The organism is Gordonia sp. QH-12 (assembly GCF_001578675.1).
Classification (GTDB): Bacteria; Actinomycetota; Actinomycetes; order Mycobacteriales; family Mycobacteriaceae; genus Gordonia; species Gordonia sihwensis.
The window spans coordinates 56,324-81,994 of the sequence record NZ_KQ969288.1 but is presented as its reverse complement, the minus strand read 5'-3'; the positions used below and the strand labels follow the sequence as shown (position 1 = coordinate 81,994).

General features: G+C 69.3%; 23 protein-coding genes. 10 read left to right on the top strand and 13 right to left on the bottom strand.

Annotated elements, in window-relative coordinates; all coding sequences use genetic code 11:
• Positions 1-19 precede the first annotated feature (19 nt).
• From Y710_RS08090 to Y710_RS08080, 3 genes are read right to left on the bottom strand one after another with little or no spacing between them, the layout of a single operon-like run.
• The gene (locus Y710_RS08090) at positions 20-616 is read right to left on the bottom strand and encodes an energy-coupling factor transporter transmembrane component T family protein (protein ID WP_006897188.1); all 597 of its coding nucleotides are present in this window, start codon (positions 614-616) and stop codon (positions 20-22) included.
• Entirely contained in the window at positions 613-1,311 is a 699-nt protein-coding gene (locus tag Y710_RS08085) for an energy-coupling factor ABC transporter ATP-binding protein (protein ID WP_006897189.1), read from the bottom strand. The genes Y710_RS08090 and Y710_RS08085 overlap by 4 nt, the downstream gene beginning before the upstream one ends.
• Positions 1,304-1,921 carry a biotin transporter BioY gene (locus Y710_RS08080; protein WP_006897190.1) on the bottom strand — a complete coding sequence of 206 codons (618 nt, stop codon included), beginning with the start codon at positions 1,919-1,921 and terminating at the stop codon, positions 1,304-1,306. The genes Y710_RS08085 and Y710_RS08080 overlap by 8 nt, the downstream gene beginning before the upstream one ends.
• A gap of 426 nt (positions 1,922-2,347) precedes the next feature.
• Here Y710_RS08080 and guaA point away from each other — a divergent pair, with 426 nt between their 5' ends.
• On the top strand, positions 2,348-3,931 hold the full coding sequence (guaA, locus tag Y710_RS08075) for a glutamine-hydrolyzing GMP synthase (protein ID WP_062367099.1): 1,584 nt from the start codon (positions 2,348-2,350) through the stop codon (positions 3,929-3,931).
• 253 nt (positions 3,932-4,184) lie between these two features.
• Here guaA and Y710_RS08070 read toward each other — a convergent pair whose 3' ends face one another.
• Complete coding sequence (locus Y710_RS08070) at positions 4,185-4,403, bottom strand: hypothetical protein (RefSeq protein WP_006897206.1); 219 nt, start codon at positions 4,401-4,403, stop codon at positions 4,185-4,187.
• The gene (locus tag Y710_RS08065) at positions 4,400-5,683 is read right to left on the bottom strand and encodes a PspC domain-containing protein (protein ID WP_062367097.1); all 1,284 of its coding nucleotides are present in this window, start codon (positions 5,681-5,683) and stop codon (positions 4,400-4,402) included. The genes Y710_RS08070 and Y710_RS08065 overlap by 4 nt, the downstream gene beginning before the upstream one ends.
• Before the next feature lie 99 nt (positions 5,684-5,782).
• Between Y710_RS08065 and Y710_RS08060 the strand changes: the two genes are divergently transcribed.
• Complete coding sequence (locus tag Y710_RS08060) at positions 5,783-7,030, top strand: sensor histidine kinase (protein WP_045537802.1); 1,248 nt, start codon at positions 5,783-5,785, stop codon at positions 7,028-7,030.
• On the top strand, positions 7,027-7,695 hold the full coding sequence (locus tag Y710_RS08055) for a response regulator (RefSeq protein WP_006897209.1): 669 nt from the start codon (positions 7,027-7,029) through the stop codon (positions 7,693-7,695). Before Y710_RS08060 ends, Y710_RS08055 begins: the two co-directional genes overlap by 4 nt.
• 12 nt (positions 7,696-7,707) lie before the next feature.
• Here the strand turns inward: Y710_RS08055 and Y710_RS08050 are convergent, their stop codons facing one another.
• Complete coding sequence (locus Y710_RS08050) at positions 7,708-8,961, bottom strand: serine/threonine-protein kinase (protein WP_045537813.1); 1,254 nt, start codon at positions 8,959-8,961, stop codon at positions 7,708-7,710.
• 100 nt (positions 8,962-9,061) lie between these two features.
• On the opposite strand from Y710_RS08050, the gene Y710_RS08045 reads away from it, so the two are divergent.
• Positions 9,062-9,988, top strand: a complete 927-nt coding sequence (locus tag Y710_RS08045; protein ID WP_062367095.1) for an SPL family radical SAM protein — start codon at positions 9,062-9,064, stop codon at positions 9,986-9,988.
• Between the two features lie 72 nt (positions 9,989-10,060).
• Here Y710_RS08045 and Y710_RS08040 read toward each other — a convergent pair whose 3' ends face one another.
• Positions 10,061-10,573, bottom strand: a complete 513-nt coding sequence (locus tag Y710_RS08040; RefSeq protein ID WP_045537805.1) for a hypothetical protein — start codon at positions 10,571-10,573, stop codon at positions 10,061-10,063.
• A 213-nt stretch (positions 10,574-10,786) separates the two neighbouring features.
• On the opposite strand from Y710_RS08040, the gene Y710_RS08035 reads away from it, so the two are divergent.
• Together Y710_RS08035 and Y710_RS08030 are read left to right on the top strand one after the other, a co-directional pair.
• The gene (locus tag Y710_RS08035) at positions 10,787-11,566 is read left to right on the top strand and encodes a hypothetical protein (protein WP_006897213.1); all 780 of its coding nucleotides are present in this window, start codon (positions 10,787-10,789) and stop codon (positions 11,564-11,566) included.
• Positions 11,563-13,170: a DNA polymerase Y family protein gene (locus Y710_RS08030; protein ID WP_045537807.1), complete on the top strand. Its 1,608-nt coding sequence runs from the start codon at positions 11,563-11,565 to the stop codon at positions 13,168-13,170. The genes Y710_RS08035 and Y710_RS08030 overlap by 4 nt, the downstream gene beginning before the upstream one ends.
• Before the next feature lie 33 nt (positions 13,171-13,203).
• On the opposite strand, the gene Y710_RS08025 is transcribed toward Y710_RS08030, so the two are convergent.
• Positions 13,204-14,268 (bottom strand): alanine racemase, encoded by a 1,065-nt coding sequence (locus Y710_RS08025; RefSeq protein ID WP_006897215.1) that lies wholly within the window; start codon positions 14,266-14,268, stop codon positions 13,204-13,206.
• A 33-nt stretch (positions 14,269-14,301) separates the two neighbouring features.
• Complete coding sequence (locus tag Y710_RS08020) at positions 14,302-16,221, bottom strand: SDR family oxidoreductase (protein WP_062367093.1); 1,920 nt, start codon at positions 16,219-16,221, stop codon at positions 14,302-14,304.
• 146 nt (positions 16,222-16,367) lie between these two features.
• On the opposite strand from Y710_RS08020, the gene Y710_RS08015 reads away from it, so the two are divergent.
• Entirely contained in the window at positions 16,368-19,658 is a 3,291-nt protein-coding gene (locus tag Y710_RS08015) for an error-prone DNA polymerase (protein ID WP_045537815.1), read from the top strand.
• A gap of 75 nt (positions 19,659-19,733) precedes the next feature.
• Positions 19,734-20,483 carry a glucosamine-6-phosphate deaminase gene (nagB, locus tag Y710_RS08010; protein WP_006897218.1) on the top strand — a complete coding sequence of 250 codons (750 nt, stop codon included), beginning with the start codon at positions 19,734-19,736 and terminating at the stop codon, positions 20,481-20,483.
• Here nagB and Y710_RS08005 read toward each other — a convergent pair.
• Complete coding sequence (locus tag Y710_RS08005) at positions 20,480-21,634, bottom strand: citrate/2-methylcitrate synthase (RefSeq protein WP_062367090.1); 1,155 nt, start codon at positions 21,632-21,634, stop codon at positions 20,480-20,482. The two genes, nagB and Y710_RS08005, sit on opposite strands and share 4 nt — an antisense overlap.
• A 54-nt stretch (positions 21,635-21,688) precedes the next feature.
• On the opposite strand from Y710_RS08005, the gene Y710_RS08000 reads away from it, so the two are divergent.
• Entirely contained in the window at positions 21,689-22,753 is a 1,065-nt protein-coding gene (locus Y710_RS08000) for a citrate synthase (protein ID WP_062367089.1), read from the top strand.
• 37 nt (positions 22,754-22,790) lie between these two features.
• On the opposite strand, the gene Y710_RS07995 is transcribed toward Y710_RS08000, so the two are convergent.
• Positions 22,791-23,255, bottom strand: a complete 465-nt coding sequence (locus Y710_RS07995) for a tRNA (cytidine(34)-2'-O)-methyltransferase (RefSeq protein WP_006897221.1) — start codon at positions 23,253-23,255, stop codon at positions 22,791-22,793.
• A 303-nt stretch (positions 23,256-23,558) separates the two neighbouring features.
• Here Y710_RS07995 and Y710_RS18925 point away from each other — a divergent pair, with 303 nt between their 5' ends.
• The gene (locus tag Y710_RS18925; RefSeq protein WP_197462922.1) at positions 23,559-23,729 is read left to right on the top strand and encodes a hypothetical protein; all 171 of its coding nucleotides are present in this window, start codon (positions 23,559-23,561) and stop codon (positions 23,727-23,729) included.
• A gap of 28 nt (positions 23,730-23,757) precedes the next feature.
• Here the strand turns inward: Y710_RS18925 and Y710_RS07990 are convergent, their stop codons facing one another.
• Positions 23,758-24,132 (bottom strand): PASTA domain-containing protein, encoded by a 375-nt coding sequence (locus Y710_RS07990; RefSeq protein ID WP_231650278.1) that lies wholly within the window; start codon positions 24,130-24,132, stop codon positions 23,758-23,760.
• 92 nt (positions 24,133-24,224) lie between these two features.
• Complete coding sequence (locus tag Y710_RS07985) at positions 24,225-25,562, bottom strand: cytochrome P450 (protein WP_062367087.1); 1,338 nt, start codon at positions 25,560-25,562, stop codon at positions 24,225-24,227.
• Between the last annotated feature and the right edge of the window lie 109 nt (positions 25,563-25,671).

Below are 25,671 nucleotides of genomic sequence, written 5' to 3'. Positions count from 1 at the left end.
ATCGGGGAAGGGCTGCTCGTCAGTCCATTCCGCGTGCGGCGAGGGTCTCGGCGAAGCCGTCGGCCGTCTGCAGGGCGGCGAGCACCGTCGGTGCCAGGAGAACGCGCGGGCCGGCGCGCAGTCCGCGGGCGCGACGCGCCTCGTCCACCTGGGCGAGCACTTCGGCGATCAGTGGGATGCTGCGGATGGTGAGCGCGAACGCCATGGCGATGAGGTCGGTCCGCACGCCGAGCCGGCGCAACGGCGAGAGGCCGGTGATGATCGCGTCGAGCATGTCGGTGGTCCGGGTGGTGAGTGTGACGACGGCGGCCAGCCCCACCGAGGCGAGCAGGACCGCGCACACCACGAAGGCTCGCGCGGCGTCGGTGATGATCCACTGGAAGACGAAGAGCGCCGCCAGTACCCAGACCACGCCCTTGACCTGCGACCAGGCGTGGCGGGGCGGAATCCAGGCGAGGGCGAACGTCGCGACGGTGACCGCCAGGGCGATCCCGGCGGCGATCGGTGTTCGGACCACCACGGCGAGCGTGATGATCGACGCCATCAGCGCGACGATCTTGAACCCCGCCGGGAGCCGGTGCAGCAGGGAGCGGCCGGGGACGTAGACGCCGATCATCGGCTCATCAGGTCGCGGTAGAAGGCGAGTGCGGGGGCCGGTTCGTCGTCGGCCACCACCCGGCCGTCGTCGAGGACGAGCACGCGGTCGAAGTCGTCGAGCATGTCGAGGTCGTGCGTCAGTACGATCAGCTGTTCTGCGAGGTCGGCGAACACTCTCCGGAGCATGAGCGCGTTGCGGAGGTCGAGCATGGTGGTGGGCTCGTCGGCCACCAGAATGGTCGGTCCGACCACCATCACTGCGGCGAGCGCGAGCAGTTGCTTCTGGCCGCCGGAGAGCTGATGCGCGGGCTGGTCGGCGTGGCCGTCGAGGCCGAAGTCGGCGAGTACCTCGCGCGCCCGGGCGCGACGCTGGGCCTTGTCGGAGACGATGCGCGAGAGCGAGAGCTCGATGTCCTCGGCCACGGTCGGCATGATGATCTGCCGGTCCGGATCGGAGAAGATGAAGCCGACGTCGCGCCGGACCCTGCGCTTGTTCTTGCGGACGTCGAGCCCGTTGACCGTGACCGTCCCGCGGTCGGGGAGGACGAGCCCGTTGATCATCCGTGCCAGCGTCGACTTGCCGCTGCCGTTGGCGCCGACGATGCCGACGCGGCGTTGCGAGATGGCCAGGTCCACTCCGCGCAGTACCACGCGGTCGCCGAAGGCGTGCTCGACGCCGTCGAAGACGATCGACGACGGGGCGGGCTCAGGCACGGCGGAGGAACGACGGCCGCAGCGGCGCGATGAGACCGGGACGGCCGCGATGCACGGGGGCCGCGACGAGAGCGGTCACGAGCGCCTTGAGCACGTCGCCGGCGACGAAGGATCCGTTGGTGGCGATGGCCGCGCCCAGCGACATGTCGGTGCGCAGGAGCAGGCCCACGATGCCGCACGCGTAGATGATCAGGACGCCGCCGAAGAGGTTGATCACGATGCCCGCCACGATGTTGTACTTCGGCATCATCAGCGCGGTGAGCAGGCCGATCACGATCACCGCGGGCAGGAAGCCGACGAAGTAGCCTGCGGTCGGGGAGCCGAGCGCCACCATGCCGGTGCGTCCGCCCGCCAGGATCGGCAGGCCGGCGATGGCCAGCACCATGAAGATGACGACCGCGAGCGTGCCCTTCTTCGGTCCGAGTACCGCCCCCGCCAGCATCACGCCGAGCGTCTGCAGGGTGATCGGGACTCCGCCGGCGAGATTGATCTGCCCGGGGAGGCCGAGGACCGCGATGAGCGCGGCGAAGACGGCGGCCTGAGCCAGGTCGGCGATGGTCAGCGACCAGCGCGAGCGGCGGCCTTCGGTGTCGGAGGAAAGATGCGTCACAGGCTCAAGGGTATTTGGCGGGTGGCACAGATACCTATTGCGGGCTGGGCGGGAGCGTGGTGCGGGAACGAAAACGGGTGGGGTGGGCGCGTGCGGGTCACAGCGGTGGGGTAGCGGCGCTGTGGATCCGTACTCGGTGGCAGACGGACCATCCCCGCTCGCGCGGGGAGCACGGCACCCACGCCGTCGTTCCCGAGTTCGACCATGGGCCATCCCCGCTCGCGGGGAACACATTCGCGGGGAACACAAAGCGTCCTAGTCTTCCAAACTAGCTACGCGGGGAACTCGCTTCCGGACTTCCATCGTCCAGTCGAGAAACCGCGATCCGATCATTCTAGTCGACCGCCACGGTCGCCGCAGGGCTCCCGAACTGCCTCGCTGGTCCGGACCACCAGCGACGATCGCGCGCAAGATAGACTTCACGTCGTGACGGAAACATCCCCCGACCACCCGCGTCCCGTACTCGTCGTCGACTTCGGAGCCCAGTACGCGCAGCTGATCGCTCGCCGCGTTCGCGAGGCCCGCATCTACTCGGAAGTGATCGCGCACGACGCGACGCTGGAAGAGATCAAGGCCAAGAATCCGGCCGCGCTGATCCTGTCGGGCGGACCGGCGTCGGTGTACGCCGACGATGCGCCGACCATCGATGAGAAGCTCTTCGACCTCGGCGTTCCGGTATTCGGCATCTGCTACGGATTCCAGAAGATGACGGCCGCTCTCGGCGGCACCGTCGCGAACACCGGCGGACGCGAGTTCGGCCGGACAACGCTCACGGTCGCCGACGGCGGCAAACTGCACCGCGGACTGCCGGAGTCGCAGCCGGTGTGGATGAGCCACAACGACGCCGTGCAGGTGGCCCCGGAGGGCTTCACCGTCACCGCGTCCACGCCGGGCGCGCCGGTCGCCGCGTTCGAGTGCGCGGAGCGGCAGATGGCCGGCGTGCAATACCATCCGGAGGTCCTGCACAGCCCGCACGGCCAGGAAGTGCTGACCCGCTTCCTCTACGAGATCGCGAACCTCACGCCGACGTGGACCGCGGCGAACATCGCCGAGGCGCTCATCGCCGACATCCGGGAGCAGGTCGGCGACGAGGGTCTCGCGATCTGCGGACTGTCCGGCGGCGTCGACTCGGCGGTGGCGGCAGCACTGGTGCAGCGCGCGATCGGCGACCGTCTGACCTGTGTTTTCGTCGACCACGGACTGCTGCGCGCCGGTGAACGCGAGCAGGTGCAGACCGACTTCGTCGCGGCGACGGGCGCGCGGCTGGTGACGGTGGACGCCGAGGACGTCTTTCTCGGCCACCTCGACGGCGTCTCCGATCCGGAGACCAAACGCAAGATCATCGGCCGCGAGTTCATCCGCTCCTTCGAGGGCGCGGTGTCGGAGGTGCTGGGCGACCAGGCCGCCGCGGGCAAGAAGGTCGAGTTCCTCGTTCAGGGCACCCTGTACCCGGACGTCGTCGAATCCGGTGGCGGCAGCGGCACCGCGAACATCAAGAGTCACCACAACGTCGGCGGCCTGCCGGAAGACCTTGAGTTCAAGCTCGTCGAACCGCTGCGCCTGCTCTTCAAGGACGAGGTCCGTGCCGTCGGCCGTGAACTCGGCCTGCCGGAGGAGATCGTCGCACGACAGCCGTTCCCGGGCCCCGGTCTCGCGATCCGCATCGTCGGATCGGTCACCAAGGACCGGCTCGAACTGCTGCGCAAGGCGGACCTGATCGCGCGCGAGGAACTGACGTCCGCCGGCCTCGACGGCCAGATCTGGCAGTGCCCGGTGGTCCTGCTGGCCGACGTCCGCAGCGTCGGGGTGCAGGGCGACGGTCGTACGTACGGCCACCCGATCGTGCTGCGCCCGGTGTCGAGCGAAGACGCGATGACCGCCGACTGGACGCGCGTGCCGTACGAGGTCCTGGAGACAATCTCGACCCGCATCACCAACGAGGTCCCGGACGTGAACCGCGTGGTGCTCGACGTGACGAGCAAGCCGCCGGGCACGATCGAATGGGAGTGACCTCCCACTGAACCGCGCCGAGTGCCGCCCGCATCTGGATGTGGGCGGCACTCGGTGGTTTCGGGGCGGGTGGTGTGTGGCGGTGGGTGGTCTCGACTCGCTCCGTCGCTGCGCTCCGGTGCGGCTCGACGAGCCTGTGGTGGACGGCGAGGGACGGTTCGACGGGCCTGGGCCGGTGGCGGTGGGTGGTCTCGACTCGCTCCGTCGCTGCGCTCCGGTGCGGCTCGACGAGCCTGGGCAGACGGCGAGGGTCCTACTTTCTTCGGAATCCGCTCGCGATCAGGCCGACGCCGACCACGATTCCGATAGCGAGCAGTGCCCAGGGCAGGTAGGTCGTGTCGAGGAGGAAGGGGCCGTCGGCCAGGCACCAGGCGGCCACCAGGAGGGTCACCAGCGCCGAGAGCCCCATCACCACTGAGCGGTGGCGCTCGGGTTCGGCGGTACCGGTCTGGTCGGGAGTCTCGTCGATCATTGCTTCATCTCCACGGTTCCGAGGTTGAGGTTCGCCTTCACCGTCAGCGTCGGTGTCTTGGCGTCGGGGTTGACGATCCCGTCGGGGCACGTCTGATCACCGACCACCGTGCTGCACTCGGTCTTGACGCGGATGTCGTCGGGCAGCCAGACCGTCATATCGCCGATGCCCTGGTGGATCTCGATGGTTCGGTCGTGGTCGAGCCCGCCGAGATCGCGGAGGTCGAGGCTGGTGGTGCCGATGGTCAGCTGGTAGGTCTCGCTGAGCTGCTCGGCGCTGCGCGGATGCCAGGAGCGGTCGCCGATCCCGCCGGAGGCGAAGGCCGGCCGATCGCCGGAGAACGCGGTGGCGGTGACTGCCACGACGCCGACGATGATGGCGAGCGGCACCAGTCCGGCCGCGCGCGTATTGCTCTGCCTGCGCTGCAGCGCGTCGATCGCCATTCCGACACCCAGCACCGCCAGCGCGAGTCCGGCGATGCGGCCCACGGTGAACCACTCGACGTCGCCGAGTACGCGGGCGGCGGTGCCGACGGTCGCGGCGATGAGGGCGAGACCGGCGAAGACCGACGTCAACGGAGACCGGGGCGGCTTCACCACGGGCGGCTCGGGCGGTGTCGGTTCCGGCAGATCCCAGGCGAACCTCGCGGTCCCGAGCGGATCCCACGACGGCGGTGCGTCGGGCGGGGCGGGCGCCGGCGGTTCAGCGGCCGCGAACGGGATCGTCTCGGACGCGGGCCGGACGGCGGTGTCGGCGAGAACGTCGTTCGTGACCACCTCGTCCGCGATGAGCGTCGGCGCGGGCGTCGCGGTCGTCGATCCGTCGGACGGCCTCAGCTGATCCGCGCTGGTTCCGGCGGGCGCGGTCGGGGTGCGCTGATAGAGCAGCCACCAGCCGCCCAGCATCAGCACGAGTCCGAGCAGTCCGCTGGTGCCCCAGAACGGCGACGAGCCCATGTTGCTGAAGACGATGACCGCGATGACGGCGACCACGATCCAGTACCAGGGCATGTCGTGCCGCACGCGGTGATGTGCGCGATGCGACTGATGGATCTTGCGGGGTGCCGTCTCGTCTTCGGCGGGAAGAGCGATCAGCGCGGCGATGTAGAGCAGGATTCCGCTGCCCCCGAACAACGCCGCGACGACGAATGCGACCTTCACCAGCGTCGGATCGACCCGGTAGCGCATGCCGATGCCGGTGCAGACGCCGCCGACGGACTTTCCGGTCCGGCGGCGGACCGGCCGGGTGTTCCAGATGTCGATCAGAGTCTTGGTGTCCATGCAGTCAATCTTGGACGCCTGATCAGCGAGGCAAATCGGGTTAAACCCTGAGATGCTCCCTGATGTGCACGCGGTCCGGTTCGTGCCACTATCGAATCAATGACTCACGTGACGCAGACCCCGCAAGTCGACCGTGTGCGCCGGCGCAACGGAGGCAAGGTCGTGGGCGGAGTGTGCGGCGGCATCGCCGACCACCTGGGCGTCGACGTCTTCCGCGTCCGCGTGGTCTTCGTCGTGCTCGCCGCGCTGGCGGGGGCGGGCGTGGCCGCCTACGGACTGCTGTGGTTCTTCTGTCCGACGGGCACCGACGTGGAGCGGCCCGCTCCTCGGGAGCGCCGGCAGGCGCAGGGATTGATCGTCATCGGCGTGGTGGCCTTGCTGCTCAACGGTTTCGCAGCCTCGAGCGCGCCGGCGTCCACGCTGCTGGCACTGGTGGTGGTACTCGGCGGTGCGGCGCTGGTGTGGCGCGAGGTGGACGTCACCGGCGTCTCCTCGCGCGGGGGCGTGGTGACGTGGCTCCGACTGGCCGCCGGCGCCGTCCTCGTGGTCGGAGGACTGGTGGTGCTGGTGACCGCCCCGGACACCGCGCTGGCCGGAATGAACCCGACCCTGCTCGCGGTCCTCGGGACGCTGTTCGGCGTGTTGCTGCTGACCATCCCCCTGTGGATGCGGATGTGGCGGACGCTGAACGCCGAGCGTGCCGCGCGGATCCGGAACCAGGAACGCGAGGAGATCGCCTCGCACCTGCACGACTCGGTTCTTCAGACGCTCGCGCTGATCCAGAAGCGCGCCGACCAGCCCGACGCCGTCGCACAGCTCGCCCGTCGCCAGGAGCGCGAGCTGCGGCAGTGGCTCTTCGGCGACCAGGCGCGCAGGCGCGAGTCGCTCGCCGCGGCCGTCTCGGCGGTCTCGGCGGAGGTGGAGGACGCGTACGGTGTCGAGATCGAGACGGTGACGGTCGGCGACGTGACTCCCGACGAACTGCGCGACGAGACGGTCTCCAACGGGTTGCAGACGGTGGTCGCGGCCGCTCGCGAGGCATTGGTGAACGCCGCCAAGCACTCCGGCGCCGACAAGGTGGACGTCTACTGCGAGGTGGACGACGACCACGTCGAGGTCTTCGTCCGCGACCGCGGCAAGGGGTTCGATCCCGACGCGGTGAGCCAGGACCGCCAGGGCATCGCGCGGTCGATCCGCGCGCGCATGGAGCGTGTGGGAGGGTCGGTGCGAATCACCTCGACACCGGGCCGTGGTACCAATGTGGCGCTGATGCTGCCGCGTGGCCGGCGGCACGGGCCGTCGGCGTCCATCGATTCGGAAACTCAACGGACACAGGAGCTCTCATGACCGCCGACAAGACCTACCGGGTGTTCCTGGTCGACGACCACGGGGTGTTCCGCTCGGGGGTGCGCACCGAGCTCGCCGGCGAGGCCGGACTCGAGGTGGTCGGCGACGCGGGCAACGTTCCCGAAGCGGTCGCGGGCATCGTCCAGGCGCGTCCCGACGTGGTGCTGCTCGACGTCCACATGCCGGGCGGCGGAGGTGTCGCGGTGCTCCGCGGGGTGACCGACGCGCTGGGTTCGGAGGCGCCGGTGTTCCTCGCACTGAGCGTCTCCGACGCCGCCACCGATGTCATCGCCACCATCCGCGCCGGCGCGCGGGGGTACGTCACCAAGACCATCGACGGCACCGAACTGGCCGACGCGGTCCGTCGCGTCGCCGAGGGCGACGCGGTGTTCAGTCCGCGACTGGCCGGATTCGTCCTCGACTCCTTCACCGGGCGGTCGCCGGTGCCCGAACCGCAGCTCGATCCCGAACTCGATTCGCTGACCCGCCGCGAGATGGAGGTGCTGCGCCTGCTCGCGCGCGGCTACACCTACCGGGAGATCGCGGAGGAACTGTTCATCTCGGTGAAGACGGTGGAGACTCACGCGTCGAACGTGCTGCGCAAGACGCAGCAGTCCAACCGCAACGCCCTCACCCGCTGGGCGGTGAACCGCCAGATCGGATGAGGCGGGCGCGGGTCACATCACCAGGATGATGATGCCCGCGGCGATCGCGGTGAGCAGTGCGAATACGGCGAAGACAGCGGCCGCGAGACCGGCGTGACTGCTCGGCCCCTGCTGCTGGTAGTAGGTGGGCGGGGGCGTGTACAGGCCCGGCGCCGACGAATACTGCGTGGGAGCGTAGGGCACCGGTTCCGGCGTGGTTCGCGGCGCGTAATAGCCGGAGGCGACCTGAGTCGGGTTGTGGGGCGCCGAGCCCTGCGACGTGTCCGGGGCCGAGTGCGTCTGCGGGGCGGACGTCTGCGGAGTGGACGGTTGCGATGTGGAGTGACCGCTGATCGGGGGCAGTGTGGCCGACCGGTTCCGCGCCGACAGCGGTTTGGTCGCCACCAGCCCGGTGAGCACGTTATCGGTGGTGCCGAGGGTGTCGGCAGCGTACTTGGCGAGCAGATCTCGGGCCTGGGCCATCGTCGGCCGATTGGCGGGATTCGGCTCCAGCAGCCGCAGGAGGATCGGCGAAAGCGCGCCCGCCCGGGTGATCGGATTGATCTGACCGAGCGCCACCCGGTGCAGCGTGGCGATGTAATTGTCCTCGCTGCCGAACGGGGGACGCCCCTCGATCATCGTGTACAGGGTGGACCCCAGCGAGTAGACGTCCGAGGACTCGCCCGGTTCATCGCCTCGGGCCACTTCCGGTGCGAAATACGCGGGCGTGCCGGTCACGACACCGGTCTGAGTGATGGATACGTCGTCCTTCGCGCGGGAGATGCCGAAGTCGGTGATCTTGACCAGGCCGACGTTGCGGCCGGTGTTCGCGATCAGGATGTTGGCCGGCTTGATGTCGCGGTGGACGATGCCGGAGGCGTGCGCTTCGGCGATGGCGTCGGCCACCTGCGCGCAGATCTGCGCGGCCTCGACCGGATCGATCGTCCCGTTCTCGTGCAGGACGTCGGCCACGCTGTGGCTCGGCAGGTACTCCATCACCAGCCACGGCTCGTTGCGATCGAGCGCGACGTCGTGCATCGCAACGGCGTTCCGGTGCGAGAGCCGAGCTGCCAACCGGCCCTCACGCAGCGCTCGGGCCCGGGAGGTCTCGGCGACTGATTCGTCCATCCCGCTGGTGGTCAGGACCTGTTTCACCGCCACCTCGCGGTCGAGGAGTTGATCGTGCGCCAGCCACACCGCACCCATGCCGCCGTGTCCGATCCTTCGGATCAGCCGGTAGCGTCCGGCCACCAGATACGACGGGCCGGGTGTGGCAGGAGAGGTCATGGCCCGATGATAGCCGCAGGCGGTGACGGCGATCGGGGCCGCACTCACTGTGCGCGCCGGCCCTTGACGAGTCCATCGCACGTATGTTCGGATAGGTGGCATGGCAGCGCTGACCGAACTGGTGTGCGGCGACTTCATGCGATCGACCATGATCCCGGAGGCGCCGGGCGTCCGGGTGCACGAGGTGCTGGCGCGGACAGTGCTGGAATCGGTCACCGGCGACCGGAGTCATCGGCACTCCTTCGCGGCCTCGGCTCTGCGGCGGTCGGGCGAGGCGATGCAGGTGAAGATGAACGCCCCGGCGGTGCTCCGGAGGGAGCTGCGGCGTCGGTCGTGGCGTCGCGACACCGTGGCGATCGGAGTGGCCGAGGATCCCTACGATCCGGTGGAAGAGCACTACCGGATGATGCCTCAGGTCCTGTCGGTCCTGTCGGAGTCGCAGACGCCGATCGCTCTCTACACCGCGTCGACGCTGCTGCTGCGCGATCTGCCGTTGCTGCGGTTGATCGGGCGGGCGGTGCCGGTGACGGTGTCGATCTCACTGGCCACCCTCGATCCGGGACTGTCGGCGCGGGTCGATCCTTCGGCATCGTCGCCACGGGCGCGACTGGACATGGTGGCGCGGCTGTCGGAGGCGGGACTCGCGCCGCATATTCGGATCGCGCCGCTGCCGCCGTTGCTCGCCGACGGCACGGCGCAGCTCGACGAACTCCTCGCGGCGTTGTCGGCCGCGGGTGCCGCCCGGGTGTCGGTGTCTCCGCTGCAGTTGGGCGGTGACGGCGGTGCTGACTTCCTCGGCTGGCTGGGAAATGAGCACCCTGCGCTGGTGCGCAGGTACCGCTCCCTCTACGGCCGACGGAGCTTCGTGTCGGCGGAGTATGCGCTCGGTCTCCGGGCACGGATGACGCCGCTCGTGGAGAAGTACGGTCTGGGCAGTGACCCGGAGTCGGAGAGTGTGAATCCGGCCGAACCGTCGGTGCTTCCGCCGGCGGGGACGGCTCCCTCGCCAGATCTGACGTTGTTCTGATCAGGTTCGGATCGGGTCTGCGGCTGCGGTCGCTGCGTGCGGAATCGAGGTACCGCCAGGAAGTGGGCCGGGTCAGGCTCCGGAGTCGTCGATCAGGTTCTGTTCGCTGCGGTCGATGAAGAGTGCGCCGCACAGTGCGGCCAGGATCAGCAGTATCACAATCAGGCCGATGAGGATCGCTTTGCTGACGGTGACGAGCTCCTGGGCGTCACTCAATCCGAGTCCGTCGAGGAACCCGGCGAAGTACCAGGACGGCCAGATCCACACCGCTACGGGGACGAAGGCGGCGGCAGTGGATCCGACGGCGGCGACTCCGGCCAGGACTCGGCCGATGCTCTGGGCTTTCGCGGCGGGCAGCAGTGCGACGATTCCGGCGAGGGCGGCCAGCGCGCATGCGGCGACGATCAGCCAGCCGCGGCCGGCCGGTGCCACGCCGAGGTCGCTCTGGCTCACGGTGCCGATTCCGAGTCCGTTCCATGAGGCGTCCATGCCCAGTCGGCGCAGGTCGAACCACGGCAGCGCCGTGACCGCGATTCCGGTGACGGCGGCGGCGATGACGGCGAATGGAAGGGCTCGGGACTGCATGGATCCGAATGGTAGAGCATGGTGCGCCGACGGTCGCTGTTGCGACTGAAGGGACGCAGATCCTCGCGTGTGGCGGGTGTTTCCTGCTCCGTTGACGGTTGTCAGAGGGCGGACTTAACATCGAACACAAGTTCGAACACCGGCATCTTCCCTGCCGCTTCGGACGAGAGGTGAGAACACGGGCGCAAGCCCGGAACGACGAGGGGAAGCGCCATGAATGCAGCGGAGAAGGCCGAACTGGAACACCTGCGTCGCAAGCTGAGCCGGCTGTCCGGCCAGTCGGGCGCTCGTGCGGGAACGGCCTCGGGAGTGGTGTCGTCGGGAGTGATCGCCGTGCCGGAGTCCGTGGCGTCGTTGTTTCCGAAGCGCGGGCTCCCGCGTGGCTCGGTGGCCGCGGTGTCCGGTGCTTCGGTGGTGCCGATGTCGATCATCGCCGAGGCGAGTCGGACGGGGGCCACGGTGGCTCTGGTCGGGCTGCCGCGACTCAATCTGGCCGCGGCGGTGGAGATGGGGGCGGATCTGAGCCGGATCGCGGTGGTCGCCGAGCCGGGAGCCGATCGACTGGAGGTGGCTGGGGTGCTGCTGGACGGAATGGACCTGGTGGTGCTGGGATTCGAGGATCGACTGGGTCCGACGGGGTCGTCGGTGGCACCGGCCCGAGCCCGGGTGCTCGGGGGCCGGGCGAGGAAGCAGTCGTCCACGCTGCTGGTCCTCGGTGACTGGCCGGGGACGGCCACGCGTGTGCAGGGGCGAGTGCGGGAGTACCGGCATCTGCCGGTACGGCGAAGCGGATACGGCCGCATCGGGGGTTTTCGGGTGGAAGTTCAGGTGTCGGCGCCGGGGGCTCGCCCAGTGAGCGACGTGTTCGACCTCGTGGTGCCGGGACTGGGAGAAGAAGGAGTGATGCGGCTGGTCCGGCCGACGATGCCGAAGGCGGGGTCAGGTGCAGAACACGGGGCCCGGGTGCCGGCGGCGCTGGCGGTGGCGAATTGACCGCCGATTCTCCCGGCAGGCGAGTGCTGGCACTGTGGTGTCCGGACTGGCCGACGACGGCGGCCGCCGCGGCGGCCGGGCGAGTTCCGGGCGATCCGGTGGCGGTGCTGCGGGCGGGACGAGTGGAGGCGTGTTCGCATGCGGCCCGCGTCGACGGGGTGAGACGGGGGATGCGCAAACGGCAGGCGCAGTCGTCGTGTCCGCGGCTGACCGTGTACGACGCCGACCCGGCACGCGATGGGAGATTGTTCGAGCCGGTGGTGGCGGCGGTGACCGGCGTGGTCCCGATGACCGAGGTGCTGCGGCCGGGACTGCTGGTGGTGGCCGCCGATCGTGCGGCGCGCTTCTTCGGCGGGGAGGAGCAATTGGCCGAACGGCTCACCGATGCGGTGGCCGAGGTCGGCAGGGGCCGCGACGCAGATGGTCTCGGAAGGACGGTGGTCGGGGGAGTCACGGCCAGAGTCGGGGTGGCCGATGAGCTGTTCACCGCGGTGCTCGCCGCGAGATCGGGGCAGACCGTCCCGCCGGGGACGGATGCCGCCTATCTCTCGGCGAGGCCGGTCGCCGACCTGGTGGCAGAACCCGCGCTGAACGGCCCGGGACGTGAGGATCTGGTGAGTCTGTTGTGGCGCTTGGGGATTCGCACCCTGGGCGCCTTCGCTGCGATGGATCCCGCGGATATCGCATCACGTTTCTCCGGCGATGCGATCACCGCGCATCGGCTGGCCCGAGGTCTGCCGGGCCGGCGGCCCAGCCGGGCACCGATCCCGCCGGGTTTGGCGGTGGAGCACAGCTGTGATCCGCCGGTCGATCGGATCGACGCCGCGGCCTTCCTGGGACGGCGAATGGCGCAGGAGCTGCACGAGCGACTGTCCGCAGCCTCGCTGGCCTGTATGCGACTGACGATTCACGCGTTCACGGAGCGAGGGCAACGGCACTCACGGACCTGGCGATGCGTGGAGCCGCTCACGCCGGAGGCCACTGCCGACCGTGTGCGCTGGCAGCTGGAGGGGTGGCTGACCGGCCGGGCCGGCAGCGTCGAAGCGCCTGACTCACCGGTCGTCCGACTGGTGCTGGAGCCGGTCGAGGTGGTGAATCCGGGAACGCTGCAGTCGGCGCTGACGGGCGCCGGGCTTCCGGGCGACACCGGTGGCGGTCTCGGCGATCAAGCACGTCGGGCTCTGGTCCGGGTCCAAGGGCTGCTCGGCGGCGAGTCGGTGCGGGTGCCGGTGCGCAGCGGTGGTCGGGGACCGGCCGAGCAGGTGGCGCTGGTGGCCTTCGGCGACGAACTGCGACCGCCGCGCGATCCGGCGGCCGCCTGGCCGGACCGCCTTGCCCGGCCGACGCCCTCGCTGCTGGTGCAGGCCACAGCGGAGGTCCTCGACGCCGAGGGGCGGTCGGTCGCCGTGAGTCCGCGCGGTGCGTTCAGTGCGGAGCCGGTGACCGTGCGGCTCGGGGCGCGGTCGCATCGTCTGCACTGGTGGGCGGGACCGTGGCCGTTCGGTCCGGGGAACGCTCGGGCACAGGCACTGCTGGAAGACGGCCGCGCACTGCTGCTCTGCTGCCGGGAGGCGGTGTGGGTTGTGGAAGGAGTCTATGAGTGAGGCGAACCCGTTCCGGCGATCCCAGAGGAGGACTCAGCTGTTCGCGCCACGCGCCGCGACCGGCCATGATTCGAGTTCACCGTACGGGTCCGGACCGGCGAACAGTTCGTCGACCAGGTTCACCGCGGTACAGACGTGGTTGGGTATCACCCGTACCCGGTCGCCCACCTCGGGCACGACGGCAGCCGGTGGGAACTCGGCGACGGCATGATGCTCGGACAGCGAGACGAGACGGGCGTCGAGATGATCGGCGAGCCGGCCGAAACCGGTGGTCCAGCCGGGGCGGTCCGCCCCGAGGATCTTGCTGCCGGCGTCGAGCACCACCCGGGAGCCGGATGCGCTGACCACCGTGGACACCGCGGTCAGTGCGATGTCGTCGATACCGCAGCTGCCGAGTTCCAACTGCTGGGCGTCGTTGAAGACGTAGACGCCCGGACGCAACTCGGTGACCACGCCGGGATCGGCGAGTCGTGCGGTCGGCGTCGACCCTCCGCTCACCACGGAGACGTCGATACCGTTGTCGCGCAGAGCGTTCGCAGCGACGGCCAGGGATCGGGCCTCCTGCTCCGCGGCGTCGGCTCGCGCTGTGTCGAGTCCGTAGCCGTGGCCGGGGAAGGTGAAGACACCGGCCACGGTCAGTCCCGCGTCGCGAGCCGCGTCGGCGACCGAGACCACGCTATCGGCGGGTACACCGCTGCGGTGCATGCCCGAATCGATCTCCACGAGCACTCCGACGGGAGCGCCGCCGAGTCCTTCGGCGAGACGGCGCACGCCCTCGACGGAATCGGCACCGACGGTCAGCGTCACCCGACCGGCGAGTGCACGCAGGCGGCGGGCCTTGTCCTCCGACAACCACAGCGGATAGGCGACGAACAGATCGTCGAACCCGGCGTCGGCGAAGACCTCCGCCTCGCCGATCGTCGCGACGGTGAGTCCGACGGCACCGGCGGCGAGCTGCCGCTGCGCGACCCGAACGCACTTGTGCGTCTTGGCATGTGGTCGCAAGCGCACGCCGTGCCGTTCGGCCCACCCGGCCATCGCGGCGAGATTGCGGTCGAGGCGAGCGGGATCGACGTGCAGGAACGGAGTGTCGGGCATACCTGATGGTGGCATGGACGACGGCTTTCGTCGTCAGCCGGTGCGGCCGAGCGCGGCGTCGGACTCCTCATGCAGAAGGAAGTCCTGATGGAGCAGCCGGTTGGTGAGCCGCGGTGCGGCGTGATGACCGAAATCGATGAGGTCGCCGAGTAGCGTGTTCACCCGCTTGGGGCGCTCGACGATCGCGTGCAGCACCCGGTGGGCGGCCTTGTCGACGCTCCAGATCCCCCGAGCGCTGTCGTAGGCGTTGGTCGGAACGATCATCCGCGTTCGGGTCAACGGGATGCGCACATTGCTGAACGTGACGTGATCGGAGAGGGTCTCGGCACCGGTGGCGTCGCTGAACGCCTCCAGTGCGGCCTTCGACGCGGCGTACGCGCCGAATCGTGGTGCGCGGCTTTGGACTTCGATCGAGGACACGTTGACGATATGTCCGGACTGCCGCTCGATCATGTGCGGCAGCAGGGCGAGCGTGAGATAGACGGCGCCGAAGTAGTTGACGGCCATCATCCGGTGATAGTCGTGCGACCTGGTCACCGCGTTCGCGGTCGCCCGTCGGATGGACCGGCCTGCGTTGTTGACCAGCACGTCCACATGGCCGTGCTCGCAGATCACCGACTTCACAAGGGTCTGCACCGCGGCCTCATCGGTGATGTCGACGGGATAGGCGTACGCGCGTCCGACGGGCAGCCCGGGTTTGGGAACCTCCGCGTCGAGTTCGGCGGCGGTCTCGATCAGCCGATCGGCGTCGCGGGCCACCAGGAAGACGTTGGCGCCGCGCCGCACGCACATGCGGGCGGTCGCGCGGCCGATTCCCGACGACGCCCCGGTGATCAAGATGTTCTTGCCGACCAGCGGGCCCCGCGAATCGTTGCGGCGGTGACGGGCCGGATCGAGATTCTCGTACCAGTACCGCCACAGTCGGGGTGCGTACTCGTCCAGATCGGGCAGTCTCACACCGAGCGTGTCGAGTTCGGCGGCGGTCGCGTCGCTGCGGAACACCACGGGAAGGGAGGCGACGTCGAGGATCGCGGGTGGGACGCCGGTCTGTTCGGCGATCAGGTCGCGGCCGGGCCGCAGCAGTCCGCGACCGCTGGCGGCCAGCATCGGCCTCACCAGCCCCGAAGGCAGTGCGGTGAAGGCCCACGGTCCGTCGAAGGCCGGTGACAGGGCGTTGAACAGGTCGGTGATCGAGCGTGGGTCGGGGTCGGCGAGATGGAACACGAGCCCGCTCCGGCCGTCCTGCACATCGATCAGCGCGACCATCGCCTCGGCGACGAAGTCGACGGGGACGACGTTGAGGGGCCCCGGATCGGGGATCGGCAGCGGCAGGAACGAGGGCAGCTGACTGAGCACGGCGAGGTGACCGAAGAAGTAGTAGGGGCCGTCGGCCCTGTCGACCTGTCCGGTGACGGAGTCGCCGACGACGGCCGACGGCCGATACACCCGCCAGCGCAGGCCCTCGGTCTCCCGCACGACGCGCTCGGCGTCGAACACGGTGCGGTGGCATTCGGTCGGCAGGCCTTGGCCGAGGTCGAAGTCGGTCTCGGTGAAGTCGCCGCGATGGTCGCCGGCCACCGCGATCGAGGAGAGATGGTGCAGGAGCGCGCCGCGGGCGAGAGCGAACTCGGCGACCCTTCGGGTGCCGTCGACGTTGACCGCCCGCAGGTCGGCCTCCTCGGCGGTGAGGTCGTGCAGTGCGGCCAGGTGGATCACGTGGTCGACCTCGTCGACGTCGGATCCGTGCAGGCCGAGGTCTTCGTGTGTGAGGTCGCCGGCGACGGCGACGACGCGGTCGCCGCCGTCGATCCCCTCCATGGCGGCGGCGAATCGCTGCAGTGATCCGGTGCGCACGAGCGCGTACACCCGGGCCTGCTCGTCGCGGGCCAGCAGGCGCGCGACGACTCGACGGCCGATGAAGCCGCTGCCGCCGGTCACGAAATAGCTCGTCACCGACCCAGAGTCTCACAGAGAGATACCGATGTGAATGATTGACAGCGGTAATTCGTGCGTCGGTCCGGTCTCTGGCACGCGTCTGGGGTGTGGCCGGGGCGGGCCACGGCAAGGCAGATATCGAACATATGTTCTATCATCGGTGTGTGGGATGGAACAACGGGCCTCCGACCTGGTCGGAGATGGAGCGAGTGCTGTCGGGGCGTGCGCCTGCGCGCGGCGACCGGCTCGGTGAGACGTTTCCGCCCACGTTCAACGGCGCGGGGCCGCCGGGGGACGGCGGCGATTCGCCGGCATGGTCGCGTAAGCGGGGCCCGTACCAGGCCACCGACATCGAGTTCGGCGCATCGACGGTGCCGTACGCCGAGTTGCACGCGCACAGTGCCTACAGCTTCCTCGACGGCGCGTCGATGCCCGAGGCCATGGTCGAGGAGGCGCAGCGGCTGGGGCTGCGCGGGCTCGCGCTGACCGATCACGACGGCTTCTACGGTGTCGTCCGATTCGCCGAAGCGGCCCGCGAGTTCGGCATGCCGACGGTGTTCGGCGCCGAACTCTCGCTGCAGCGAGACAGTGCCCGCGCCGGTGCGGTGGACCCGCCGGGGGAGCACCTGTTGGTCCTCGCACGCCGCGCCGAGGGCTACCGCCGGCTCTCCCGTGTCATCGCCGACGCGCATATGAGCGGTGGCGAGAAGGGGCTGTTGCGCTACGATGCCGACGCGATCACCGAGTACGCCGCCGACGGCGACTGGCTGGTTCTGACCGGGTGCCGCAAGGGTGCGGTGCGCCGGGCGCTCGACCGCGGCGGCCGGCGGGCCGCCGACACCGCGCTCGGGACGATGATCGACCGTTTCGGGGCCGGGAACATCGCCGTCGAGCTGAGCCCCGGTGCCGGGTCGGACGACGACGAACGCAATGCGATTCTGGCGTCACTGGCCGCATCCCATCGGGTGCCGACAGTCGCGACCACTGGCGCGCACTTCGCCGCGCCGGAGAACGGCCGACTCGCTACGGCGATGGCGGCGGTGCGCGCCCGGACCGATATCGCGACCATCGACGGCTGGATGCCCGGGGTGGGCGGGGCGCACCTGCGCAGCGGAGACGAGATGCTCCGGCTGATGCCCGCCCACCGTGAAGCCATCGACAACGCCGTCGCCTTCGCGGAGGAATGCGCCTTCTCGCTCGGGCTGATCGCCCCGAACCTGCCGCCCTTCGCCGTCCCCGACGGCCACACCGAGGCCAGTTGGCTCCGCGCACTCACCGAACGGGGAGCCCGCGAGCGTTACGGCACCAGGGAGCAGCGTCCCGACGCGTACCGGCAGATCGACCACGAGCTGGCGATCATCGAGACGCTGACCTTCCCCGGCTACTTCCTCGTGGTGCACGACATCGTCTCGTTCTGCAAGGACAACGACATCCTGTGTCAGGGCCGGGGCAGCGCGGCGAACTCGGCGGTCTGCTACGCGCTCGGGATCACCAACGTCGACCCGGTCGCCAACCATCTGCTGTTCGAGCGATTCCTCTCACCCGAGCGGGACGGTCCGCCGGACATCGACGTCGACATCGAGTCCGACCGCCGTGAGGAGGCGATCCAGCACGTCTACGCCAAGCACGGGCGCAGTCACAGCGCACAGGTCACCAATGTCATCACCTACCGCGGGCGGTCGGCCGTGCGCGATATGGCCCGGGCGCTCGGGTACGCCCCCGGACAGCAGGACGCCTGGAGCAAGATCCCCGACTCCGCGCCCGACGACGTCCGCGAGCTCGCCGCGCAGATCTCCTCGCTGCCGAGACATCTGGGGATTCACTCGGGCGGAATGGTGATCTGCGACAGGCCGATCGCCGACGTCTGCCCCACCGAATGGGCCCGGATGGAGAATCGCAGCATCCTGCAGTGGGACAAGGACGACTGCGCGGCGGTCGGCTTGGTGAAGTTCGATCTGCTGGGCCTGGGCATGCTGTCGGCACTGCACTACATGATCGATCTCGTCGCCGAGCACAAGGGCGTGCGGGTGGATCTGGCACGGCTCGACCTGGCCGAGGAGGCCGTCTACGACATGCTGTGCCGCGCCGATTCGGTCGGCGTCTTCCAGGTGGAGTCACGGGCGCAGATGGCGACCCTGCCGCGGCTGAAGCCGCGGAACTTCTACGACCTCGTCGTCGAGGTGGCGTTGATCCGGCCGGGGCCGATCCAGGGCGGTTCGGTGCATCCGTACATCCGCCGGCGCAACGGGCTGGAGGAGCCGCACTGCGATCATCCGTCGATGGAGGACGCACTCGGGCGCACCCTCGGCATTCCACTGTTCCAGGAGCAGCTGATGCAGGTGGCGCGCGATGTCGCGGGTTTCGGCGCCGCGGAGGCCGACCAGTTGCGTCGTGCGATGGGATCCAAACGGTCGCCGGAGAAGATGCAGCGGCTCCGCACACGGTTCTACGACGGGATGCGCGAGAGACACGGCATCACCGGCGACCTCGCCGACCGCATCTACGAGAAGATGGCAGCGTTCGCGAATTTCGGTTTCCCGGAGAGTCATTCGCAGAGTTTCGCGTCGCTGGTCTTCTACTCCGCGTGGTTCAAACTCCATCACCCGGCGGCGTTCTGCGCGGCGCTGCTGCGCGCCCAGCCGATGGGCTTCTACTCGCCGCAGTCGCTGGTCGCCGATGCCCGGCGGCACGGCGTCCAGGTGCACCGACCGGATGTGAACTCCTCGCTCTCCCACGCGAGTCTGGAGAACGACGGGCTCGACGTGCGGATCGGCCTGAGTGCGGTGCGCGGACTGTCCGACGACCTCGCGACGAGGATCGTCGAGGAGCGGACCTCCGGCGGTCCGTTCGTCTCGGTGGCGGATCTGTCCCGGCGTGTGAATGCGACGACGGCGCAGCTGGAGGCTCTCGCGACCGCGGGCGCGTTCGAGAGCCTCGGTCTGGATCGCAGACAGGCGCTGTGGGAGGCCGGTGCCGCCTCGGGACTGCGCGACGACCAGCTCGACGTGCCGCCACCGCGGGCGACCCCGACGCTGCCCGGCATGTCGGAGGTGGAACTCACGGCCGTCGACGCGCTCTCCACCGGCATCTCACCCAAGTCCTATCCCACCGAATACCTGCGGCCCCGGCTCGATGCGATGGGTGTGGTCCCGGCCGCCCGGCTGCTGTCGGTGGCCGACGGCAGCCGGGTGCTGGTCGGGGGAGCGGTGACGCATCGGCAGCGGCCGGCCACCGCTTCGGGTGTCACGTTCGTGAACCTCGAAGACGAGACCGGCATGGTGAACGTGGTGTGTTCGGTGGGGTTGTGGGCACGCTATCGGTCACTGGCGCAGACGGCGTCGGCGTTGCTGATCCGGGGCCGGGTGCAGAACGCGGAGGGAGCGGTGACCGTCGTCGCCGATCGGCTGCAGCGACTGGATCTGAAAGTGGGAACGCGGTCTCGGGACTGGTGCTGACGACTCGCCGCACCACCGGCCGAATCGGGATATCGTCGCGGTGACGACGGAGGCGCACAGAGAGCGGGGAGACGCATGGAGGTCGTGATCGTCGATCGTCCGGAGCTGGTGATGGCCGACATCATCGCCGAGGCGATCGAAGGCGGTGCATCGACGCTCGGCCTCGCGACCGGATCGTCGCCGCTGGCCACCTACACCGAGCTGATCCGCAGGCACCGCGAGAACGGGCTGTCGTTCGCGGGCGTCGACGCGGTACTGCTCGACGAGTACGTCGGGCTTCCGCCCACGCACCCGGAGTCGTACGCCCGGTTCATCCGCGACAACTTCACCGATCACATCGACATCGGCACGGTGCACTCGCCGGACGGCATGGCTCCCGATTTCAAGGCCGCCGCCGAAGCCTACGACGCGCTCATCGGCCGCCTCGGCCCGGTGGACGTGCAGATCCTCGGCATCGGCAGCAATGGGCACATCGGATTCAACGAACCGTCGTCGTCACTGACCTCACGCACCCGGATCAAGACGCTGACCGAGAAGACCAGGCAGGACAACGCCCGATTCTTCGACTCGTTCGACGAAGTGCCGATGCACGTGATCACCCAGGGGCTCGGCACCATCTGCGATGCCGAACGGCTCGCGCTGGTCGCCACCGGCGAGGGCAAGGCGGACGCGATCGCGGCGGCGGTGGAGGGACCGCTGTCGGCGTCGTGCCCGGCATCGATCCTCCAGTGGCATCGTCACGCGACGGTGGTGATCGATCCCGCGGCCGCGAGCAAGCTGGCCGACGCCGACTACTACAAGTACGTCTACGCCCACAAGCCTTAGGCGTCCGCAGTGGTTCGCGAACTCGCGGTGCGGCTCGGCTCCGGTCCCACGTAGCGGGCCACCGGACGGATGATCTTGCGCTCGGCGGCCTGTTCGAGGATGTTCGCGGTCCAGCCGACGATTCGCGCGACGCCGAAGGTCGGCGTGAACATCTCCGGCGGCAGACCGACCTCGCTCATCAGCACACCGGCGTAGAACTCGACGTTCGCGTACAGTCGCCGACCGGGCTTGAATTCGTTGATCGCGGTTTCGATCTCGGCCTCCACCGCGGCCGCCTGCCGGACCAGGGGTGAGTCGTAGCGCGTGGTGACCACCTCTTTCAGCAGTTCGGCGCGGGGGTCGTGCGTGCGGTAGACGGCATGACCGAAGCCCATGATGACCTCGCCGCCGGCCACCTTTCCCCGCACCCAGTCCCGGGTGTTCGACGGATCGCCGATCTCCTCGAGCGCCGCCAGCGCCCGTCCGGGCGCGCCGCCGTGCAGCGGGCCGAGAAACGCACCGAGCGCGCCCAGGATCGACGATGTCATGTCCGACCCCGATGAGGCGACCACGCGCCCGGCGAACGTCGAGGCGTTGAAGCCGTGGTCGATGGTGGTCACGAGGTAGGTCTGCAGGGCGCTGACGGCGTCGTCGGCGGTGTTCCCGGTCGCCATCCGCAGGTAGTCGGCCGTGTGTCCGGCGGCGGGGTCGGCGTCGACGACGTCGAGTCCGCGCGCGAGCCGGTGCGCGGCGGCGATCACGGTGGGAGCGATGGCCGCGTAGCGCAGCGCGGCGTGGATGCGGTCGGCTTCGGGCAGGTCGAACAGCGGGCGTTCGGTGATCCCCGCCGTCGCCAGTGCCACGCGCAATGCCGCCAACGGCTCCACATCGGGGGTGACGACGCTGCGCAGCAGATCGACGGTGGTGCCGTCGAGGACGCGGAGTTCACCGATGCGGCGCGCGAACCGCTCCGACGCCGCCGCGTCGGGAAGCTCGCCGTAGATCATCAGATGCCAGACGTCCTCGAAGCGCGCCGTGCGCGCCAGCTCCGTCGCGTCGTACTGCCGGTAGTGGTAGAAGCCCTCCTCGCCGCGCACGTCGCCGATGGCCGTGTCGGCGACGATCACATTCTTCAGTCCGCGGGGAACGGTGATGGGCGTGCTCTGAGTCATGCGGCCGAGTCTGCGCCCATTGATCAACATCTGCAATGTTGATTGAATCAACCCGTGGACCAGTGGATTACCACGTCGGAGGCGGCGGCCCGGCTCGGAGTCAAGCGCGGGACGCTGTACTCGTACGTCAGTCGCGGCGTCCTGTCCTCGCGGCGGATGCCGGGCCAGTCGGAATCGCTGTTCGACCGCACGCAGATCGACTCCCTGGCCGCCGCCAAGCACGACGGACGCCGGGCGGGCGACCGACTGCTGCGGTTCCGCGCCGTCGCCAGCGGCGTGTCCGCGATCCGCGACGACCGCCTGTACCTGCGGGGCCGTGACCTCGCCGAACTGTGCGCGGAGACCGATTTCGCGGGGGCGGCGAAGTTGGTCCTCGGAGCCTCGTCGGTCGTGACCCCGCCCGACGTCGACGGTTCCGTGGTGTCGGGCGTGCCCGTCGAGCGCCGCATCCCGTTGACGGTGGCGTTGATCGCCGCGGCCGACCCGCTGCGGGCCGATCTGTCGGACATCGGCGACCGCGTCGTGGGACTGCTTCCGCGTCTTGCCGCATCAGTGCCCGAAATCGACTTCACGCACCCGTGGATCGACCTGCTCGCGACCGTTCTGATCGACAACGGGCTCGCCGCGTCGACGACGGCGGCCCGGGTCGCGGCGTCGGCACGCGCCGGGGTGTTCGACGCGCTGCTCGCCGGATACGCGGCGCTGTCGGGTCCGCTGCACGGTGGGGCGCCGGCCACTGCCCGGGTGCTGCTCGACGCGGTGGTCGGCGGGACGGCAGTCGATCGCGCGCTGGCCGACGCGGTGGTCGGAGGCCGTGTGCCGGGGTTCGGGCACGTGATCTACACCGGGGTGGATCCGCGGGCGCGGATCGTGCTCGACCGTGTCCGGGCCGACCGGCCCGACTCGCAGGCCCTGGCTGCGGCCGAGTCGATCGCCCGCCGGGTGGGGCGGCCGATGAACATCGACTTCGCCGGTGCTGTCGTCACCCACGAGCTGGGGCTCCCGGTGCGGTCGGGGGAGGTGCTGTTTCAGTACGGGCGGACGGTCGGGATGGCCGCGCACGCGGTCGAGGAGTACGGCGAGGCGCCGCTGCGGTGGCGAGGCAGCAGGACGGGGTGACGAGTGGGACGTGCCGGACGCGACCTCGTCACCGGCGTCACACCGCGCCGTCGAACCCGTGCTGACGCCACGCCTCGTACAGCGCGACGCTGGTGGCATTCGCCAGGTTCATCGAACGCCGCCCCTCCAGCATCGGGATGCGCAGCCGGTCGGTGATCCGCGGATCGGCGAGGACCTCGTCGGGCAGTCCCGTGGGTTCCGGTCCGAACAACAGCACATCGCCGGTCTCGTAGGCGACGTCGGTGTAGAAGCGGGTGGCGTGGGCGGTGAAGGCGAACACCCGTCGGGGAGCGAGCCGTTCCCACGCGGTGTCCAGGTCCGGGTGGACGGTCACATTGGCCATCTCGTGGTAGTCGAGACCGGCACGGCGCACCTGGGCATCGGTCATGGTGAACCCGAGCGGCTCGATGAGGTGCAGTTCGCAGCCCGTGTTGGCCGCGATCCGAATCGCATTGCCGGTGTTCGGAGGGATGCAGGGCTGGTAGTAGACGATTCGGAACACACGAGGATCCTATGCTCCGGCACCTCGCAAGCCGGAGTCGAGGCACGGGCGCTTGACGCGTCTCGAATGAATGTGCGAGGATGTTGTATCCGCGATTCGCTGGCGTAGACCCTCTCACGGTCCGCCGGAAGCGATCCGCGAATCTCCCGAGGAACTCTGGGTCAAGGATCGGCGCATCGATGCAGCCGAACCACGAGAGCCTCATGAAGTCCGTGACTGGGCCGATATCGGAGCCCCAGACCCATGACATCTCCCGCGACGGCGTGAGCCGTTGCCATCTACCCGAATGCCAGGAGGCATCACATGAACAGCACTATCGACAACAACAACACCACCATCACCTCGATCGCGGGACGGGCCGGGCTCGATCCGAAGCAGACCGTCTGGTTTCAGATCGACGACGCCACCGGCTTCTACGTGACGGTCGAGGAGTTCCTCGCCGTCGCGCGGTCGCAGCAGATGGCCGCCGCCTGACCTCTGTTCGCGGCAGGGACCGGGCGGTTCAGCACAGGCTGGGTTCGCCGATCTTGACGACCGACAGAACGGCGTCGCCCTCACCGATCGGCGTCCCGGGGGACGGAGTCTGAGCGACGACCACCCAGTTCCGATCGCGGATCTGGTGCCGGCCCCTGCCGGTGGCGTCGTTGCTTCGCGAGTAGAAGACACCGGCCCGCTGGATCTCGTTCTGAGCCTCTTGGAGGTTCATGCACACGACGTTCGGCATGATCGCGTTCGCGGCCGAGCTGACTGGTGCCGCAGCGTGCTGGGTATTCATCTCGGTCGTCTCCGGCGCCGTCGCGCCTCCGGCGGAGACGTCGCCGGTGGAACAGCCGACGAGCAGGCCGGCTGCGACGACTGCCGCAACGACACCGGTCACAGAGCGAAACATGGGGCGCCTCTCATTCTGATGAATGGGACGATACCGACTCATATCGGGCGGCGGCGGGGAACCACCCCGCGTCCGCCGCCTCAGATTCGTCGCGACAGCACCACGCGCCCGCCTCGTGCGGGCGCGTACGCGACGCCTCGGGAGTGCCAGCGTTCGCCCTTCGCCGCGGTCGGCTGGACGGTGAACGTGCGCAGCAGTTCTCGGAGCACCACATCCATCTCCATGTGCGCGAACGCTGCTCCGATGCAGCGCCGGGTGCCGCCGCCGAAGGGCAGCCACGCCTGCCCGGGCTTCGCGTCGACGAAGCGCTGCGGGTCGAACCGTGCCGGGTCGGCGAACTGCCGGCTGTCGTCGTGCAGCAGTGAGATGGCCACCACCGCGTTGTATCCCTTGGGGATTCGGTAGTCGCCGAGTTCGAGACCGTCCTCGGCGATGACGTGTCTGCCGAACAGGTCGATCACCGGCCGGCTCCGCTGGACCTCGTGGATCGTCGCGATCCGGAGTGTGTTCTCCTCCGACCGCGCCTCGGCCGCGAGGTCGGCGAGAATCCGCGGGTGCCGGCTCAGACGCTCCATCGCCCACGCGAGCGTGGTCGCGGTGGTCTCATGACCGGCGGCGAGCAGGGTCAGCAGTTCGTCGCGGATCTCCGCGTCGGACATGACCGTGCCGTCGTCGTAGCTGCTCTGCACCATCAGCGCGAGGATGTCGTTGCGCTCGGCGAGGTGGGCGTCAGCGCGGGCCTGAGTGATCAACGGCGAGATGACTGCGTCGTACTCGGCGCGCTCGGCGTCGAATCGGTTGCGCGGGTTGGCCTTTCCTCCCAACCGCGGCAGTTCGGGAAGCGTGGCGAGCCGCGACCCGTTCGTCACCAACGGAGGCATGAGGTCGGCAAGCGCGTCGAGTCCGCTGCCCTGCGCCCCGAACACCGCGCGGAGGATGACGTTCAGCGTGATCCGCATCATCGGCTCGAGCGTCGCGAAGGGACGTCCGACCGGCCAGCGCGACGCCTCCGAGGCGAACTCCTGCGCGACGATCGCCTCGTACTCCTTGATTCGCCGCCCGTGCAGCGGCGGAGTGAGCAGACGCCGCCGGCGCCGGTGCTCGTCGCCGACGAGTGCGAACATCGAACCGCGGCCCAGGGTGCGCCCGAGGTTGGGCCGGACGTTGACGACGGTGTCCGACTTCGCCATGCACAGTTGCTTGGCCATCGCCGGATCGCTGATCAGCACGGTCTCGCCGAAGAACGGAAGGGCCAGCGCGGCGGCGTCGCCGTAGCGGTGCGCGATCCAGCGCAGGGATCGACGTCGGTCGACGAGGAATCCGGCACCCTGCACCGCGCGCGGCAGCCGAGGGCCGGGTGGAAGACGGTGCGGCCCGTCGGCGCGTGTGCGTTCCGGATCGGAGACTTGGAGATCCACGACATCGTCCTTTCTCGGGAGCGGGCACCGGCGGAACGCGGCCGCGTCACCGCCTGGTACCGGTCGGTACCAACGGTACGATGAAGTACCGAACTTGCCAAGGGGACCC

Coding starts and splice junctions, on each gene's coding strand:
- Y710_RS08005 (WP_062367090.1), bottom strand. CDS start 21,634: ATGACTCAGAGCACGCCCATCACCGTTCCCCGCGGACTGAAGAATGTG.
- Y710_RS08090 (WP_006897188.1), bottom strand. CDS start 616: ATGATCGGCGTCTACGTCCCCGGCCGCTCCCTGCTGCACCGGCTCCCG.
- Y710_RS08035 (WP_006897213.1), top strand. CDS start 10,787: ATGAATGCAGCGGAGAAGGCCGAACTGGAACACCTGCGTCGCAAGCTG.
- Y710_RS08055 (WP_006897209.1), top strand. CDS start 7,027: ATGACCGCCGACAAGACCTACCGGGTGTTCCTGGTCGACGACCACGGG.
- Y710_RS08025 (WP_006897215.1), bottom strand. CDS start 14,268: ATGCCCGACACTCCGTTCCTGCACGTCGATCCCGCTCGCCTCGACCGC.
- nagB (WP_006897218.1), top strand. CDS start 19,734: ATGGAGGTCGTGATCGTCGATCGTCCGGAGCTGGTGATGGCCGACATC.
- Y710_RS08050 (WP_045537813.1), bottom strand. CDS start 8,961: ATGACCTCTCCTGCCACACCCGGCCCGTCGTATCTGGTGGCCGGACGC.
- Y710_RS08060 (WP_045537802.1), top strand. CDS start 5,783: ATGACTCACGTGACGCAGACCCCGCAAGTCGACCGTGTGCGCCGGCGC.
- Y710_RS08070 (WP_006897206.1), bottom strand. CDS start 4,403: ATGATCGACGAGACTCCCGACCAGACCGGTACCGCCGAACCCGAGCGC.
- Y710_RS08065 (WP_062367097.1), bottom strand. CDS start 5,683: ATGGACACCAAGACTCTGATCGACATCTGGAACACCCGGCCGGTCCGC.
- Y710_RS08040 (WP_045537805.1), bottom strand. CDS start 10,573: ATGCAGTCCCGAGCCCTTCCATTCGCCGTCATCGCCGCCGCCGTCACC.
- Y710_RS18925 (WP_197462922.1), top strand. CDS start 23,559: ATGAACAGCACTATCGACAACAACAACACCACCATCACCTCGATCGCG.
- Y710_RS08045 (WP_062367095.1), top strand. CDS start 9,062: ATGGCAGCGCTGACCGAACTGGTGTGCGGCGACTTCATGCGATCGACC.